This window comes from Chryseobacterium sp. ZHDP1, from assembly GCF_018603435.1.
Taxonomy (GTDB): Bacteria; Bacteroidota; Bacteroidia; order Flavobacteriales; family Weeksellaceae; genus Chryseobacterium; species Chryseobacterium indicum.
On the sequence record NZ_CP075682.1, the window covers coordinates 57,065 to 74,231 of the forward strand.

Annotated in this window: 16 protein-coding genes; 6 read left to right on the top strand and 10 right to left on the bottom strand. The window is 35.0% G+C overall.

All coding sequences use genetic code 11. The annotated features are described in order from the left end of the window. Positions 1 to 144: 144 nt before the first annotated feature. The 8 genes from KKI44_RS00255 to KKI44_RS00290 all read right to left on the bottom strand — a co-directional run bounded on the left by KKI44_RS00255 (position 145) and on the right by KKI44_RS00290 (position 6,205). Positions 145 to 612 (bottom strand): hypothetical protein, encoded by a 468-nt coding sequence (locus KKI44_RS00255; RefSeq protein WP_076393506.1) that lies wholly within the window; start codon positions 610 to 612, stop codon positions 145 to 147. 1 nt (position 613) lies between these two features. Continuing rightward, positions 614 to 1,267: a GDSL-type esterase/lipase family protein gene (locus tag KKI44_RS00260; RefSeq protein ID WP_214589307.1), complete on the bottom strand. Its 654-nt coding sequence runs from the start codon at positions 1,265 to 1,267 to the stop codon at positions 614 to 616. Between the two features lie 76 nt (positions 1,268 to 1,343). Next, a complete protein-coding gene (locus KKI44_RS00265; protein ID WP_214589308.1) occupies positions 1,344 to 1,805 on the bottom strand; it encodes a lipocalin family protein in 462 nt (153 codons plus the stop codon). A gap of 194 nt (positions 1,806 to 1,999) precedes the next feature. Next, positions 2,000 to 3,163: an iron-containing alcohol dehydrogenase gene (locus tag KKI44_RS00270; protein ID WP_214589309.1), complete on the bottom strand. Its 1,164-nt coding sequence runs from the start codon at positions 3,161 to 3,163 to the stop codon at positions 2,000 to 2,002. Between the two features lie 621 nt (positions 3,164 to 3,784). After that, positions 3,785 to 4,363, bottom strand: coding sequence for a hypothetical protein (locus tag KKI44_RS00275; protein WP_214589310.1), 579 nt, complete (start codon positions 4,361 to 4,363; stop codon positions 3,785 to 3,787). Between the two features lie 33 nt (positions 4,364 to 4,396). Further along, on the bottom strand, positions 4,397 to 4,801 hold the full coding sequence (locus KKI44_RS00280; protein WP_214589311.1) for a hypothetical protein: 405 nt from the start codon (positions 4,799 to 4,801) through the stop codon (positions 4,397 to 4,399). Positions 4,802 to 4,837: 36 nt separating this feature from the next. Beyond that, positions 4,838 to 5,503 carry a hypothetical protein gene (locus KKI44_RS00285; RefSeq protein WP_214589312.1) on the bottom strand — a complete coding sequence of 222 codons (666 nt, stop codon included), beginning with the start codon at positions 5,501 to 5,503 and terminating at the stop codon, positions 4,838 to 4,840. Positions 5,504 to 5,524: 21 nt separating this feature from the next. Continuing rightward, complete coding sequence (locus KKI44_RS00290) at positions 5,525 to 6,205, bottom strand: hypothetical protein (protein WP_214589313.1); 681 nt, start codon at positions 6,203 to 6,205, stop codon at positions 5,525 to 5,527. Between the two features lie 112 nt (positions 6,206 to 6,317). On the opposite strand from KKI44_RS00290, the gene KKI44_RS00295 reads away from it, so the two are divergent. Further along, the gene (locus KKI44_RS00295; RefSeq protein ID WP_214589314.1) at positions 6,318 to 8,852 is read left to right on the top strand and encodes a phosphoenolpyruvate carboxylase; all 2,535 of its coding nucleotides are present in this window, start codon (positions 6,318 to 6,320) and stop codon (positions 8,850 to 8,852) included. 170 nt (positions 8,853 to 9,022) lie between these two features. On the opposite strand, the gene KKI44_RS00300 is transcribed toward KKI44_RS00295, so the two are convergent. After that, on the bottom strand, positions 9,023 to 10,633 hold the full coding sequence (locus KKI44_RS00300; RefSeq protein WP_214589315.1) for a S8 family peptidase: 1,611 nt from the start codon (positions 10,631 to 10,633) through the stop codon (positions 9,023 to 9,025). Positions 10,634 to 10,719: 86 nt separating this feature from the next. Here KKI44_RS00300 and KKI44_RS00305 point away from each other — a divergent pair, with 86 nt between their 5' ends. The 5 genes from KKI44_RS00305 to KKI44_RS00325 are packed head-to-tail and all read left to right on the top strand — an operon-like array spanning position 10,720 to position 14,452. After that, positions 10,720 to 11,844: a DegT/DnrJ/EryC1/StrS family aminotransferase gene (locus tag KKI44_RS00305; RefSeq protein WP_214589316.1), complete on the top strand. Its 1,125-nt coding sequence runs from the start codon at positions 10,720 to 10,722 to the stop codon at positions 11,842 to 11,844. A 1-nt stretch (position 11,845) separates the two neighbouring features. Beyond that, positions 11,846 to 12,286 (top strand): hypothetical protein, encoded by a 441-nt coding sequence (locus KKI44_RS00310; RefSeq protein ID WP_214589317.1) that lies wholly within the window; start codon positions 11,846 to 11,848, stop codon positions 12,284 to 12,286. Positions 12,287 to 12,339: 53 nt separating this feature from the next. Next, complete coding sequence (locus KKI44_RS00315) at positions 12,340 to 12,921, top strand: hypothetical protein (RefSeq protein ID WP_214589318.1); 582 nt, start codon at positions 12,340 to 12,342, stop codon at positions 12,919 to 12,921. Positions 12,922 to 12,948: 27 nt separating this feature from the next. Next, entirely contained in the window at positions 12,949 to 13,971 is a 1,023-nt protein-coding gene (gene galE / locus KKI44_RS00320; protein ID WP_214589319.1) for a UDP-glucose 4-epimerase GalE, read from the top strand. Between the two features lie 28 nt (positions 13,972 to 13,999). Continuing rightward, the gene (locus KKI44_RS00325) at positions 14,000 to 14,452 is read left to right on the top strand and encodes an adenylyltransferase/cytidyltransferase family protein (RefSeq protein WP_076393532.1); all 453 of its coding nucleotides are present in this window, start codon (positions 14,000 to 14,002) and stop codon (positions 14,450 to 14,452) included. A gap of 49 nt (positions 14,453 to 14,501) precedes the next feature. Here the strand turns inward: KKI44_RS00325 and KKI44_RS00330 are convergent, their stop codons facing one another. Further along, positions 14,502 to 17,072, bottom strand: coding sequence for a TonB-dependent receptor (locus tag KKI44_RS00330; protein ID WP_214589320.1), 2,571 nt, complete (start codon positions 17,070 to 17,072; stop codon positions 14,502 to 14,504). Positions 17,073 to 17,167 lie beyond the last annotated feature (95 nt).

Below are 17,167 nucleotides of genomic sequence, written 5' to 3' on the forward strand. Positions count from 1 at the left end.
AAAAAGAGCACATAAGTTTAAAAAAAATCAAAGTTTTTTTTCTTTGCAGACGTTTGAATACTTTAAATAAACCCATATTCCAGCTATAAGTTTAAATTAATTTATCAACAAAAAAGCTGCTTCAATACTAAAACAGCTCATTTTTTATTCTTCATCCTCATCAAGAAAATTCAGTTCATCATCCCGCTGAACATAATCATGCGAAATTCCCGGAGGATTAAACAATCCCCAATTGTCCACAATAAAATGTTTAGGATTAAATCCTGAAACCCAGTCGACGAATAAAAGCCTGAATTCTTCGGTAAGATTTCTTATAATTGTGTAATATTTTGCATCTGTAAATCCCATCATTTCCAGTGTATTTCCGCTTACCATAATGCTTCTTGCTGCTTTTCTTATGATCGCTGCATTTTCCATCTTAATGTCATACAGTTTTACGGCTTCCGCACCGGATATTTTTGCCTGAATAATCATGCTGTCTTCAAGAAGATGCGATTTCAGTGTCTGGAGATAATCATTATCCTCAGGAAATAAATCTGTTATCACTTTTAGAGTTTCGTAGATTTCCTGTGCTTTTTTAAAAATCGGAAGGTTTCGGGTAGATTCTCTCATTTTATTTCATATAAGGATTCATCACAGAAGTCCATAATCTGTAGCCTTCCGGTGTCATGTGAAGCATATCTTCCACAAAAAGGTCTTTTCTTACATTTCCGTTTTCATCCTGCATTACCTTTGTGATGTCAATAAACGCTGAATTCGGTTGTTTTTTCATGAAATTGGCAATCTTTTTATTGGCTTCCTTCATTTGTGGCCAAAGTTTTTCGCGGCTCGGAGAATATTTGATGGAAATATAATCCACTTCAATTTTCGGGAATTTTGTGCGGATTTTTTTATAGAATGCTTTAAATCTTTCCACTACAACATCAGCTTTCAATTTGTCGTTGTCAGCAAAATCATTCTCACCACAGTAAATGATGATCTGTTTGGGCTGATAAGGATTTAAAAGATCATCTGCATAATCATTCAGATCCGTTAATCTTGAACCTCCGAAACCTCTGTTGATAATGGTTTTATCCGGAAAGTAATTCGCGATATCCGTCCATTTTGTGAAAGACGAACTTCCTACTAAAAGAATTGCATTTTTAGCCGGAGGATTTTCCAGATTCAGTTTCTTAAAATTTTGAATGTCCTGCCAGAACATCGGTTTTTCCTGTGCAAAAAACAGGGCAAAAGTCAGCATCAGAAATGCCGAAAAAATCTTCTTCATTGTTTTAATAGTTTTAGTTGAATATTAAAATTTCTTTTCAAGAAAAAACTCCCGAAATTTTCGAGAGTTTTCTTTTTTATCTTTTGTAGGTAATATATTCCGCATCCGGTATCGTATCACCGTTTTGGTCTATGTTGCCGGACATTTGCTTTATTCTCATCTCAGAGCTCGTAAGAATTACAATTCTGTATTTCACCGGGCTCGTGTTGGTATAAGTAACCGTTAAATCTTTTGTTTCAGAATTGTACTCATATTTCCCTTCTACTTTCGCCACAACATTACAGTTTGTACCAGTTCCTCCATACGTTGTAAAAGAGGTATAATAATCTGTTCTGAACTCCAGTTTGTCATTCACAGAACATCCTGTTGGCGTTGAAGTACCGATTACAAATTTATCGTCTTTTCCTGATATCGTTTCTTTTTTACTGATCTTCCAATCACCTTTCATCATATCCATTTCATAACCCTGGATATCATCATCGTTACATGAAGTAAGCGCTAACGCTGAAAAGGCAAATAAAAGTAATTGTTTTTTCATTTTTACAAATTTAAGAATATGCTAAAATATAAATAAATTTGAAATATCTCTAATGAAATTAAGGTTTTTTAAACGATTGATTACAGAAAAAGCAAATTGGAACAAAAATTGTAAGGTGAAAATTTATTCCTGTCTGTTTTATTTTTTACAGCATAGCAATAAACTTCCCTCTTCGGATCTGAAACTTTCGGCTTTTAATAGCTCATTTCCACAATTTTAGAAGCATCTTGAGGAGTCAGTTTTCTGTATTCTCCCAAACCAAGCCAGTTTCTCTCTGTAAAAGTTTTTTCCACTCTTTCAGCAGTTCCTTTATAATCTTCTGTGTAATCAGAAAGTTTCGTATCAATATGAAGGCTGTGGAAGAATTCTTCCAGCTTTTTGATTCCCAGTTCTGCCTTTTCTTCCAGTGTTCCGTCTTTAATTCCCCAGACTCTTTCTGCGTACTGAGCCAGTTTACCTTTTTTGGTTTCAAAATTATAACGGTAATGCGATGGCGCAATAATGGCTAAAGTTCTTGCGTGATCGATCCCGAAATAAGCCGTCAGTTCGTGTCCCATCGCGTGAACCGCCCAGTCTGTAATCACACCTTTCTGAATCAGTCCGTTAAGAGCCATTGTACAGCACCACATGAAATTTCCGGCTGCGTCATAATCAAATTCCTCCGCCAGAACTTTCGGAGCGGTTTCCTGTATACTGATCAGAATACTTTCTGCAATTCTTTCCTGAAGATCCGCAGAAGAAGGAGCCGTCATATATTGTTCCAGAACGTGAGTATAAGCATCCGTTAAACCGTTAACGATCTGTCTTTGCGGAATAGATCTCACCACTTCCGGATCCAGAACCGAGAATTGCGGGAATAATCCGGGACCTCCCGAAGACAATTTTTCGTTGGTTTCTCTTCTCGAAATCACGTACCCCGAATTCATCTCAGAACCGGTTGCAGGAAGCGTAAGAACAGTTCCGAAAGGCATTCCTTCGCCTTCAAAAGTTCTTACAGGTTTCGTAAGGATTTCCCACGGTTCTCCATCGTAATTTGCAGCAGCGGAAAGAAATTTCGTTCCGTCGATTACAGATCCGCCTCCGACAGCCAAGAGAAAAGTAATATTATTTTCTTTGATAAAGCTTAAAGCATTAATTAATACTTCATATTCCGGATTGGCTGGAACTCCGCCGAATTCATGCACTTCATGATCTTTTAAAGCTTCTTTTACCTGATCGTAAACACCGTTGTTTTTGATGCTTCCGCCTCCGTAAATCATTAAAATTTTGGCATCTGCGGGAATTTCTTTTGAAATTTTAGCAATTTCACCTTTTCCGAAAAGTATTTTGGTTGGATTTTTTAGTTCGAAATTAAGCATTGTTCTTAAATTTATTTGAATTCAAAATTACGCAATACCACACAAAAACTAAGTTAATAAAGTTTTAAAATTTTAATGATTCTCTTTTATTAAAACTATTGAATTTTGTTGAATAACCATTTAAAGCTCACATAAGAAAAAAATCAAAGATTTTCAAAAACTAATGTGTTCTGACATAAAGCTTAGAAGCATTTTAAAATCTTATGTGACTATGTGTCGAATAAAATTCTTGTATTTAATGTGCGATACTGTCATTTTGAGCGCAACGAAGTGGAGTCGAAAAATCTCATATTAAGATAGATTCTTCATTGCATAATGCTTCGCAAAATTTCATTCAGAATGACAGAGGAAGTTAACTACACAAGTCACAAAAGATTATGATAAAGCCAAATTTCAGAATAATAAAAGGTCTCAAAAGAATAAAAATCAGAGATTTTTAAAAACTATTGTATCCTTTTTCTATTATGATTGTTAACTTTAATTAAGCCTAAAAATCTTTTGTGGCTTTTGTGGTCAAAAAAGTATGTGTATTTAATTTTTAAAGCTTTCATTTTCAAGAGATTATTCATTGCATAATGCTGCGCAAAATTCCATTCAGAATGACAAAAAAACAAAAAAACTTTAATAAGCTCCATTACTTTTTACCTCCAATTTTCCTGTTTTTCTATTGATTTTAATGAAAAAAGATTCCTTAGTTCCAGAATTGTTTTTAGATTTTGAAAGATACAGCGAAATGTACTGATTTTCAGTTTTATATGAACTTCCCAATGGATTGGAACTGTCAACCGAATATCCGAAAGTATTGGCAATTAAAATAGCTTCGGGAAGATTGTTTACAAAACCGATAAACTCTCTTAGCTGCTGTTCGTTTGAAAAATATTTCGACCGGCTTTTTTCACAGGCTAAAATATAGGAATAGCAATTTTCGCCGAGACATTTCTGAAAAAATCCTTTTTTGGGAGCAGGATCATTCAACGTCATCAAATCGGGCATCTGGCTTTCGTAAACAATGGCTTTATCGGGATCGGGATTATTTCTGAGAACGCTCCAGTATTCGTATTTTTTATCCGGAACGATAAAGGGGTAGAGCAGTTCTGTATTGTCGAGGATTTCCGGAATTTTTTTGAAGTCTGCAGGAACGGTTTTCTGGCTGAATATCCAACCTGAGCAAAGCAGTAAAACCGGAAATAATACTTTCATTCTTTTGTTTTTGCAAATGTAGCGAACAGAAATTTACTGGAAAATAATTTTGTAGTAGCCGTTCTCATCTTTCACATCAATTCCAATGCCAGTAAACGTGAGTTTGTTGATCTGAAAACCATCGCAGCCTCCTTTAAACTCCGATGACTGGATCGTAAAAGTGAAATTTTTTATATTGGAAGTAAAGGTATAATTTTTTGTTCCGTTGTAAGCACCCACATTTTCCAGAATAACCATATCATCATTGGTTTTCGTAAGCTGAATATTGGTCTGGTTTTCCTCTTTCACCGAATAGTTGGTAAGCGTTCCGTCTGTAATCAGATTTACATCGTTGGAATCCACAAATTTAAAAACAATCGGCTGTGGCGCATTGTAGCAGTCTTCGCCGCAGGCGGAGAAAAGAAGAAGAGGAAGTAAGAATAGGAGTATTTTTTTCATGGGATTCAGATTGGTGTAGAATGTAAAATTACAAATTTATAATAAACCTGAGTTGTTATATCGCGATCTGAATATTTTTAAAACCTGAGAAAGCTGATAATCTGTAATATCAAAATCATCAATATTAATCTCTATCTTTTCGTCACCATGAAAAAAGTACAGATAATTAATTTCGGGTTTATAATCATGTTTGGATTCTCGGCTTACCAAACGTTTTACGATAATTTTTTCAAGCTGAATTTCATTCCATAAACAAGTAGGATTGTTTTCAATTTGAATACCTTTTCCATTAACAGAAATCATAACTTTTGATATTTTCTTAATTTCTACAATTATTTTTGAAATAAAATATCCGGTGAATGCAATCAGCAAGGCTAGTACAAATATGGTGATGAAATTCATTTTAAATTTTATTGATGAAATAAAAAGAATTCCCAGCATCATAAAAATACTGTAAGTAGCAATTGCAATTATTCTTCCTGAACGGGAATATTTAACAATAATTTCATCAGGAAGTGTATTTTCATTGTATTCAATTTTGTCGCTTTTGTGGATATTATATTCTTTGTAAATAAAAACACCATTAATAAATGCACCAATAAAAAATATAATGGAAAGGATAAAAAGGTATTGAAGAAGATATACTCCAATTATCAATGCTAAAACTCCTAGTATTGAGTAAAAAATGATTCCGAATTTCATTTAATTTCTAAATTTTTAATTTTAAATAGAATGATTGTAAAAATTTTGTATATTGATTTTAATCGATTTCTTTTCAAATCCGCGGGTTTTATTGTTCAAAATTTTATATTTCAATAGTATAATATTATTTTTCATTTGTATTTCTTCAAAAATGTCATCAGTTGTAAGAAAATTATTTTGCACCATTATTTTTTCCAATAATCCTTCTTTTATATGATATGTGCTAATTTTATTGGTATTTAAGTCGGTAAACAAAATAGAAGTATAACTTTTTAAAGTTAGTATAAACGGAATATGATCTTTAGTTTTACCCTGATACAAAAATGATCCAAGTTTTCCTATTATTTCTGCATTGGTTTTATTATGTAAAATATATTCAGGAGGTTCACAACATCCTGAAATAACAAGGTATTCTGCCAAAAAAGAATTTTTATATTCCTTAATATTACTGTACCCTAATCTTGTCGTTAAACCTATTAAATCTTTATCAAGACTAAAAATCTTCTTCTTAATATTTTTATTTTGAAAAGTCAGCCATGAAGAATTACAATTGTATTGCCAGTATATTTTTGCATTATTTTTAAAGATTTGCGGCTTACATGAAATGACTTCTTTCAATTCTGAATTTTGGGCACAACCGCATTGTTGAGTGAAAAAATATTGAAATAGGAAAAATAAAATAAATACTGAACTTTTTTTCATGGTGATACAAAATTATATCTTTTGTTTATAGGATGAATAAAATATTGTTATAATTATCGATTTTAAGATAAACACCATTTGAATTCCACCCAAAATCCCCTACATTTGTTATATGATACACGACCAACGCGCAGAAAAATTCAGGCAGATCGTGGAAAATAAGTTCCAGATCTACAATTCATTGTTTATGAGCCTGCCTTATGATAAAATGACGAATATCGGGATGCTGCTTCCGTTTCTTTGTGAAGAAAGCAAAATCGGCTACGAAGCCGGAAAAACGCCTGAAGAAATCGTTGAAGAATTCTTTAAAAATCATACCGATCTGCAGACTGAAGAACAGAAAACAGAACTTCTTTTCAAAATAATCCAATATATTGAAAGACAGGTGGTTTTGTTTGATAGTATTGAAGATGCTGCATTTCCGAACCTGCATTCCGAAAGTGATAACGGAACGGTAACCAATATGTACGAACGTTCGCTTCAGGATCATAAATTGGAAAAAGTGCGTGAAAAACTGAAAGATTTTGCCATTAAAATCGTATTTACGGCGCATCCGACACAGTTTTACCCGAATTCCGTGCAGAGAATCCTTCACGATCTCAGAAATGCCATTACAACCGATTCTATCACGAATATCGATATGCTTTTGCAGCAGTTGGGAAAAACACCGTTCGTTAATAAAGAAAAACCGACTCCTATTGATGAAGCGTTGAGCATCATTTATTATCTGAGATATGTGTATTACGATACCATCGGAGAACTTTTCACGAAAATAAAAACAACATTTGAAAACGATCATTTTCACCTCCATGAAGATCTGATCCAGCTTGGTTTCTGGCCGGGAGGAGACCGCGACGGAAATCCTTTTGTAACAGCAGAAGTCACGAAAAGAGTGGCGGAAGAACTGCATACTGCAATTTTAAAAGCTTATTACAACAATCTTAAATCGGTTCGAAGAAGATTGAGTTTCAGAGGTGTTTCGGAGGTTTTAACAAAACTGAGCAACGAACTGTATTCCGCGATTTTCAGAAATGAGAAAATTACGGCAGATGATATTATCAAAAGACTGGAAGAAGCCGAAAAAATCCTTGTGGAGCAGCACAATTCATTGTTCCTTGATCAGTTGGTGAATTTCAAAGACCGCGTGAAGATTTTCGGGACACATTTTGCGACTCTTGACGTTCGACAGGACAGCAGAATCCATCAGAAAGTGATTGATGAGGTTTTTGCTAAAGTATTTGGAGTCAGTGATGCAACGCACGAAGAAAAATTCAATAAGTTAATTCAGGTTAGTGAAAAAGTAAATCCGGATGATTTTGAGGATATTGTAAAAGATACTTTGCTCACCGTTTCCCAGATTTCAGAAATTCAGCAACTGAACGGATTGAGAGGAATGAACCGCTATATTATTTCCAATTCCGATGCGGTAAAAGATGTGATGAATGTGTATGCGTTTTTCAAAGTCTGCGGTTATCAGGAAGAAGAAATCAATATGGATATCGTTCCGCTTTTCGAAACAATGGAAGGTCTTGCCAATGCAGAAAATGTAATGAACGAACTGTACCAAAATCCTGTTTATAAAAAGCATCTGGAAAAAAGAGGAAATCAGCAAACCATTATGTTAGGTTTCTCGGACGGAACGAAAGATGGCGGTTACCTGAAAGCGAACTGGGAAATTTATAAAGCCAAAGAAGTGTTAACAAAACTTTCCGAGCAAAACGGAATTAAAGTCGTGTTCTTCGACGGTCGAGGCGGTCCTCCCGCAAGAGGAGGCGGGAAAACCCACGATTTTTATGCCTCACAGGGGAAAACTATTGCAAATAATAAAATTGAATTAACGATTCAGGGACAGACGATTACGAGTATTTTCGGAAATAAAGAACAGGCAAAATATAATTTTGAACAGCTTTTAACAGCCGGAGTAGAGAACGATGTTTTCAAAAATTCCAAAAAAGAACTAACGGAAAAAGAAAGGGCGTTAATTATCGAACTGGCTGAAATCAGTTATCAAAAATATTCAGATCTGAAAGCGCATCCTATGTTTGTTCCTTATTTGCAGGAAATGAGTACGCTCGAATATTACGGGAAAACAAATATCGGAAGCCGTCCGTCTAAAAGAGGTGGCGGAAGTGAGCTTAAATTTGAAGATTTGAGAGCGATTCCGTTTGTAGGATCATGGTCGCAGTTGAAGCAGAATGTTCCGGGATTCTTCGGATTCGGTTTTGCAATGCAGCAGTTGAAAGAACAGGGACGATTTGATGAGGTAAGAGAATTGTACAGAGGTTCAGATTTCTTTAAAACGTTGGTTTTAAACTCGATGATGAGCATGAACAAGACCTATTTTCCTTTGACATATTATATTAAAAACAACCCGAAATTCGGTGCTTTCTGGAATGTTCTGTTTGATGAATACAATCTTTCCAAAAATATTATGCTGGAATTAACTGGCTTTAAAATGCTACAGGAAGAAGATCCGCTCTCCAGAAAATCGGTGAAAATCCGCGAAAGAATTGTTTTGCCTCTGTTGAGCATTCAGCAATATGCATTAATGAAAATTCAGAAAGGTGAAGGTGATCTGGAAGCTTACGGAAAACTGGTGACGCGTTCTTTATTCGGAAATATTAATGCAAGCAGGAATTCGGCTTAATAATAAATAATCTGTGTGTCATTCTGATTGTAGTGAAACGGAATGAAGAATCTAAACATTTTGCTTAGATTTTTACTGAATGATGATTTGCAATTAGACATCAGGCTTCGGCTTCGCTCAGCCTTCGGGAATAATAAGAAAACCTCTCAATGCGAGAGGTTTTTCTGTGTTTATTCTTTTATGAATTTTTCGTAGTAGATTTTATCCTTCGTCTGAATTTTCAGGTAATAAACACCTTTTGCAAAATCTTCGACTTTTACAGATTTTTGATTATTGGTTTTTGTAATGAATCTTCCTAAGTTATCGTAAACTTCCAAAGATAAAACATCACTTTCTGAAGCCACATTCAGAATATTTTTAACAGGATTCGGAAAAATGGCAATGTTGTTTTTCTTTACCAGTTCCGAAGTGCTTAAAACGCTATTGTAAAGACCTCCGAAATTTAAAATTCCGAATCCCATCTGATCGGTATGATTGGGGTAAAGAGAAGCGTTCTGCCTTAATTTATCCCTCATTAAATCTCTGTTCATGGTAGGAAAAGCCTGAATAAGACAGGCAACTCCTCCCGCAGCAATGGGAGTGGCAATGGATGTTCCGTTAACTGAAATGGTTGAATTATTATTGATAACACTTGTTGCGGTGGTTCCTCTTGCGCTCGCATCGGGTTTTATAACACCCGCAGAATTCGGACCGAAAGATGAAAATGTGGAAGAAGCTCCGGAAGAATCTACAGCTCCGATGGTAAAGACTTTTGCGTTATCTGCCGGAGTTAAAATATAATGCCACGTCTGAGCTCCTGAATTTCCTGCCGCGAATAGAGTTAAAATTCCTTTGTTTACGGCTATTTCTGCACCTCTTGCGATAAAGGAAGTGGTTCCGTTCATATTGGCGTAAGTATAGTTGTATTTCGGGTCATCAAAAGTAGCATAGCCCAGAGATGTTGTAATCATATCAACTCCTTTTCGGTCGGCTTCTTCTGCTGCTTCAATCCAGTACAGTTCTTCTTCGGGAATTTCTATTGCTGCATTTTCGCTTCGGTACAGATAAAAATCCGCATCCGGAGCTGAGCCGACAAAAGTATCCTGAATATATCCTCCGATTGCACCCAGAACAGCAGAACCGTGGTTGTTAAGCGAAGTATTGTAAATGTCTGAGCCTTTGGCCACAAAATCATATCCGCCTTTAATGTGTCCGTTGGTCCACAATCTTGAATAGGCAGAACCTGTATTTACGTAAGGAAATCCGGAATCAATAACCGCAATGGTAACTCCTGTTCCTGTATAACCTGCCAAATGAAGCGGACGGAGATTGATCTGGTCGATCTGTGCAGAACCAGAACCATAATCAAAAGTGGTTAAATTTTTATTCGCCTCGTTGATTGGATTGTCCCATTTATTCTGATGACTCATTTTTGTTCCTCCTGACGAATTTCTTGCAAAACTTTCTACAGACAGTACATAATTCTGCGCCTGAAGCATGGTGATCTGAGCCGGTGTTGCATTCACGGCGACACCATTCAGCCATTTTGAATAATCGGTTACGGTGAATCCTAAATTCTGAATATTGGTAATGTAAGTCGGTTCTATGGGAGCATCCTGATCATTCAGCGTAATTCCTAACGAAGTACGTCTGTTAAGGGATTTTTGAGATAATTCTGATAACGGATTTGCATAGAATGCAGCCTTGTTCGGTTTGTCTTTAAAAAATACAAAAACAAGCGATGTCTGCGCAAAACCGGCAGAGTAACCCGCTAAAAGACAAAAAAGTAAAGTTTTTTTCATGTATTTATTTTGTATAAAGATAAAACAAAATCAATAAAATTTTTGAAGGGATTTTAAATTCCTTATTTTTACAGAAATATTTATTTATGAAAAAGATTCAAATGGTTGACTTACAAAGTCAGTATTACAAGATAAAAAATGATGTGGATAATGCCGTTTTAAATGTAATGGATTCAGCGGCTTTTATCAATGGTCCTGAAGTAAAGTCATTCCAGAATGAATTAGAGTCCTATCTGGACGTAAAACATGTTATTCCCTGTGCAAACGGAACTGATGCACTTCAGATTGCTTTAATGGGGCTTGATCTGAAGGAAGGTGATGAGATCATCACGGCAGATTTTACTTTTGCGGCAACTGTGGAAGTAATTCATTTGCTTAAACTTAAATCGGTTTTGGTAGATGTGGATTATGATACTTTCACTATTTCAACGGAGGCGATTAAAAAAGCCATTACTCCGAAAACAAAAGCGATTATTCCCGTACATATTTTCGGACAGTGCGCGAATATGGAAGAAATTTTAAAAATTGCTGAAGAACATAATTTATATGTAATTGAAGACAATGCACAGGCAATCGGTTCTGAATTCACATTTTCGGACGGAACTGTAAAAAAAGCAGGAACCATGTCTACGGTTGGAACGACTTCTTTCTTTCCATCTAAAAATTTAGGATGTTACGGAGACGGTGGAGCAATTTTCACGAATAATGATGATCTGGCGCACCGTTTAAGAGGAATTGTAAACCACGGAATGTATCAAAGATATTATCATGATGAGGTAGGTGTAAATTCAAGATTAGACAGTGTTCAGGCTGCTATTTTAAGAAAGAAGCTTCCGCATCTGGATAATTATAATGAAGCGAGAGGAAGAGCGGCAGATTATTATGATGAAGCTTTTGCCGGACATGAACATATTTTAACACCAAAAAGAGCGGAATATTCTACTCACGTTTTCCACCAGTATACTTTAAGAATTCTGAACGGAAAGCGTAATGATTTGCAAAAATTCTTAGCTGAAAAGGAAATTCCGGCAATGATCTATTATCCGGTGGCTTTAAGAAAGCAAAAAGCATATTTTCAGGAAAGTAACGACGCCGATTTTGTGAATACGGATAAATTATTAGATCAGGTAATTTCTCTTCCCATGCATACGGAACTGGATGATGAGCAGCTGAAGTATATTACGGATGCGGTGTTGGAGTTTATGGGATAAAATGGAAAGGAAAATTTTTAGCAGCAAAATCTTATATTTATTAAATCTTATATTTAATTCCGGATTCTTAGTTCTCACACTTTTAAGTTTATTGGCATTAGTATTTATAGATGATGATAATAAATTAGTACAGGAAAGTAAATTTGAACAATTAGCTCTTTATTCTGCATACGTAATTGTATATACGATTGCTATTGCAGTACTTTTCTTAAAGCCTAAAAGAGCGATATTTTATCTTAATCTAACCTATTTGGTTACTTTGACTATTAATTTTTATGAATTTCTAAAATATTATTCAAAATCAAATCATAACAGCACAAAACAGATTTATGTTATTATGATTTTAATATTTATAATAATTTTCATGTCGTTTATTTATTTTAATAATAAATATAAATTTAAAATGAAATTTTCCGAAATAGAAGAAATAGGAACACAGTAATTAAAAGAGAACTTTGTCAAAGTTTAAATCTTTGACAAAGTTAAAATATAACCATGGAGATAAGGGTAACTCATTTGGAAATAGATAAGTTTTATCATATTTTTAATAGAGGAATTAATTCTAAACTCACTTTCTTAAGTAATGAAAATTATAATTATTTTCTTCAGAAAGTTAAAGTATATTTAGTTCCTTATTTTGATATTTATGCTTATTGTTTAATGCCAAATCATTTTCATTTTCTCCTCAAAGTAAAGTCTGTCAAAGAAATAGCTTTTTCTGAAAAAAAGAGTGGACTCCATTCCGAAGATGGCTTTTTTAGTAAAGCCATTGGCAAATTGATTAGCAGCTATACTCAGTCTTTTAATAAAGTATATCAAAGAAGCGAACCCATTTTTGAGTCACCTTTCAAAAGAATACATATAGATTCTGATGATTATCTTAGAAATTTAATTGTATATATTCATCAAAATCCAGAAAATTTTCATACTTATAAGTTTTCATCTTATCCCGCAATAATTTCCAATGCAGAAACTAACATTATGCGTAAGGATGTTTTGGAGCTATTTGGTGACCGTGAAAATTTTATACAGTGTCACTTAAAAGAAATTAACTTAAACTTTGTCAAAGATTTTTAACTTTGACAAAGTATTTAAAAATAAAAAATGGCAATACTCGTAACAGGAGGTTTAGGATATATCGGCTCGCATACAGTTGTTGAGCTTTTAAATAACAATTTTGAGGTTGTTATTGTGGATGATTTATCGCATTCCGAGAGATTTATATTAAAAAATATTGAGGAAATTGCAGGAAAGAAACCTGTTTTTTATCCTTTCGATCTAAAAAGAAAAGAACTTTTAACGCAGGTTTTTGATGCTCATGAAATTGACGGATGTATCAACTTTGCGGCATTTAAAGCAGTGGGCGAAAGCCAGGTAAAACCTGTTGATTACTATGAGAACAATTTGTTTTCATTAATCAATATCTTACAGGAATTTAAAGAAAGAGGAATTTCAAACTTTATTTTCAGCTCTTCCTGCACGGTTTACGGACAGGCGGATGAAATGCCGATCCACGAAAATACTCCGTTAAAAATGCCTGAAAGCGTTTACGGAAAGACAAAGCAGATGGGAGAGGAGATCCTGATTGACTTTGCAAAAGCATATCACCGCAAAATTTCTTTATTAAGATATTTCAATCCGATCGGAGCACATCCTTCAGCAAAAATAGGGGAGTTACCTATTGGAGTTCCGAATAATTTAGTACCTTTCGTGATGCAAACTGCGGCAGGAATCCGTGAAAAACTAAATGTTTGGGGAAATGATTACCCTACCGAAGACGGAACGGCTGTCCGTGATTATATTTATATTGTAGATTTGGCTAAAGCCCATGTTGCAGCATTGAAAAAATTAATGGCAGACGATTCTGATCATGCGGTTGTTGATATTTTTAATTTAGGAACAGGAAAAGGTTCATCGGTTCTGGAAGTAGTAAAAGCTTTCGAAACAGCAAATGACGTGAAAGTTCCTTACCAGATCTGCGACAGAAGAGAAGGAGATATTACAATTGCTTATGCAAACGTAGATAAAGCCCAAAAAGAGCTTAACTGGAAGTCTGAAACATCTTTAGAAGAAGCATTACGGACAGTTTGGCAGTGGCAGAAATATTTAGAAACAAGAAACACTTAACAATTTGTACAAAAAAGAAGATATTTATATGAAAACACAAAGAATAGGCATCACGTTTTCGTCATTCGACCTGCTTCACGCAGGGCATATTAAAATGCTTGAAGAAGCAAAAACCGTATGTGACTACCTTATTGTAGGTTTGCAGATTGATCCCTCTCACGATCGCCCAACCAAAAATAAACCGACCCAGACCATCGTAGAAAGATATATTCAGTTAAAAGCAGTAAACGCTGTTGATGAGATTATTCCATATTACACAGAGGAAGATCTTCTGGATATTTTAAAATCTTTTGTAATTGATGTGAGAATTATCGGGGACGATTATTTAGACAGAGATTTCACCGGAAAAAAATACTGTGAAGAAAAAGGAATTGAGATTTTTTATAACAAAAGAGATCACAGGTTTTCTTCCAGCGATTTAAGAAAAAGAATCTACGAAGCCGAACTCCAGAAACTGGAAAAAGCAGAAGCTGCAAAATAAAAAAATCCCGAATTCAATTTCGGGATTTTCTGTTTGTATGAAAGGCGGATTACATTGGTCCTCCTTGCTGATCGTCTCCGGTTGCATTGGAGTTGATGTCTTTTTTACGTTTCGGCTGTTCTACTTTTTCGTTTCCTTGCTTGAATCTGTAGGTCAAAGATAAAGCAAATTGTCTTGGCTGCCACTGCATATAAGAGTCTCTTATACTGTTTGCAGTGTATGTTGTAGCCTGCATTGCTCTCGTATTGAAAATATCCTGAATATTGAAAGATATTGTTCCATTACCATCCCAAATCGTTTTCGATGCTCCGAAGTTAATGGCATACATGTCTTTTCTGTCCTGATAAGCCGTTTTCTGCCCTCCTCTGTAGAAGCCTTGAATCTGGAAATTGAAAGTTTTGTCTACTTTAAAAGTTGTGGTAAGTCTTGCTCTTGTAGAAAAACCACTACCGTTAAAATCTGCAACTGCCTGAATAGGATTTCCGTTTTTGTCGAATGTGTCATACAAGGTGCTGCCTTTGGTATTATATCCGAATAAATCTACATTACCTAAAAATTTAAGCCAGCTCGTTGCGTCCCAGTTAAAATTCAGATCTAGACCATAACGGTCATCAGATCCCAAATTAATTGGCTTGGTATGAGATTCAATACGTCTTGGTGTAATAAGATTTCCATTTTCATCTTCTGCAAGTTTATTATAAACTAACATTTTTGTATCATCGGTCTGATGTCTGAAATACAAAGTCGGGTTAATAGTGAATTTCTTTTTAGAAATGCTATAACCGAACTCGTAAGAATCTACGTAGGAAGGATTCAGATCAATATTTCCGTCAAAAATATTTTGATTATCGCTATAATTTGGATTAGGAATCATAAAGAATGATCTCGGACGGTCAATTCTTCTCGCATAATTTAGTAAAAACTGATTGTCTTTAGCAAATTCATAGCTCAAGTAAACACTTGGAAACAGATTATTATAATTCTTTGTAGTAATTATATCCTTATCCTTAGGAGATAAATTGGCATAATTAATATCGATGTTAGAGAGTTCGTCTCTTAATCCTAACTGATAGCTGAGTTTTCCGATCTTACTTTTAAACTGCAAATAAAAAGCATTAAATGTTTCCTTATAGGTTGCGTCATAGGTGTAAGGCCTTAAAAATGATAAGGTAGGATTTAAAGCTGTGCTTTCCTGAACATCATTGCTGTAGTCATTAGAGTTGATGTCTATTCTGTATCCTGCCTCTAATTTAGAATATTCTCCAATCGGCAATTCGTAATCTGCTTTACCGATTAACGTTTTATTTTTAGTGTTCTGATTTACAATATCCTTAAGACTGAATATTCCATCTCTGGTTTCATCAATATTGGTATCATTAAAAGATCTGTTGCTCTGTAAACTTAGTGATACGGATAAATTCTGACCTTTATCATCAAATTTATGATCTAATCCAAAATCTCCCTGAAAAGCAAGATTGTTATTTGTGCCTAAAGTTCTTCTGTTAGAAGATGAACTTGGATTACTTAAATAAAAATAACTGTAGTCAATATTTCCGTCATTTTCGCTGTCAAAAGTTCTCACCGTACCGGAGGCGTTAATTGAAGTTTTTGGAGAAATATCGTATACAACTCCTGCCGAAGCATTGTAGTTGTTATTCTTACTGTTTGTTACAGAATTTTGATGTCTTTCCGTAAAATCGCTTGCTGCAATAGCATTAGAGAAATAATCGTCGCTTCTGTTTGTGTTTTTAGATTCTCTATAACCGCCGCCTCCATTAAGAAACCATGAGAAGTTTCCTTTTCTCCAGCTTAAATTGGTATTAAGGTTTGTTTGCGGCAAATATCCAACGGTTCCGGTAACACTTCCGTTGAAGCCTGTTTTCTTATTTTTCTTAAGGATAATATTCAGAATACCTGCTGTTCCGCTTGCCTCAAATTTTGATGAAGGGTTCGTAATTACTTCAATTTTTTCGATCTGATCTGCCGGAATACTCTGCAAAGCATTCGCTCCGTCATCAATCCCCAGAAGAGCAGAAGGTTTTCCGTTGATTAAAAATTTTACATTAGAGCTTCCCCTCATAGAAACCGTTCCGTCTGTGTCTACAGAAACCGAAGGAACGTTGGAAAGGACGTCCTGAAGATTTCCCCCTTTACTTACAATATCCTGAGACGGATCATACGTTCTTTTATCCAGTTCCACCTTGTAAGGCTTCGTAGCCTGAGCTGTGATAACAACTCCCTGAATGTCTCCTGTTTTCAGATTCGTAGCACTCTTTTCAGGGTCGATTGATAAAGCACCAATGTTTCCTGCCGCAGTAATTTGTTTGTTAACTACACTTTTCTGGTAATCGATTGCTTCAATAGTAATATCATAAGCTCCCGGTGCAAGATCAAGCTTGTACTGACCTTTTTCGTCGGTAAGCGTAGCATCACTGAACTGTTTGTTTGCCTTGTTACTGAAGGTAACAGAAGCGTAAGGAACGGGCTGGTTATTCTTGCTGACAACCGACCCGGAAATACCGACCTTCTCCTGTGCAAAAGCCAATGCTGCTGCCGAAAGTACAAAAGTAAGCCCTAAGGTTTTCTTTGTAAAAATGTTAATGATTTCCGTCTGATTCATAAGGTATTTTTTGTGTAAAATCGTAAAAGATTTTGCCTAATATTATGAAATTGTTAATCTGTTTAAATTTCAGAATATTAAGTTTAATTTATTAT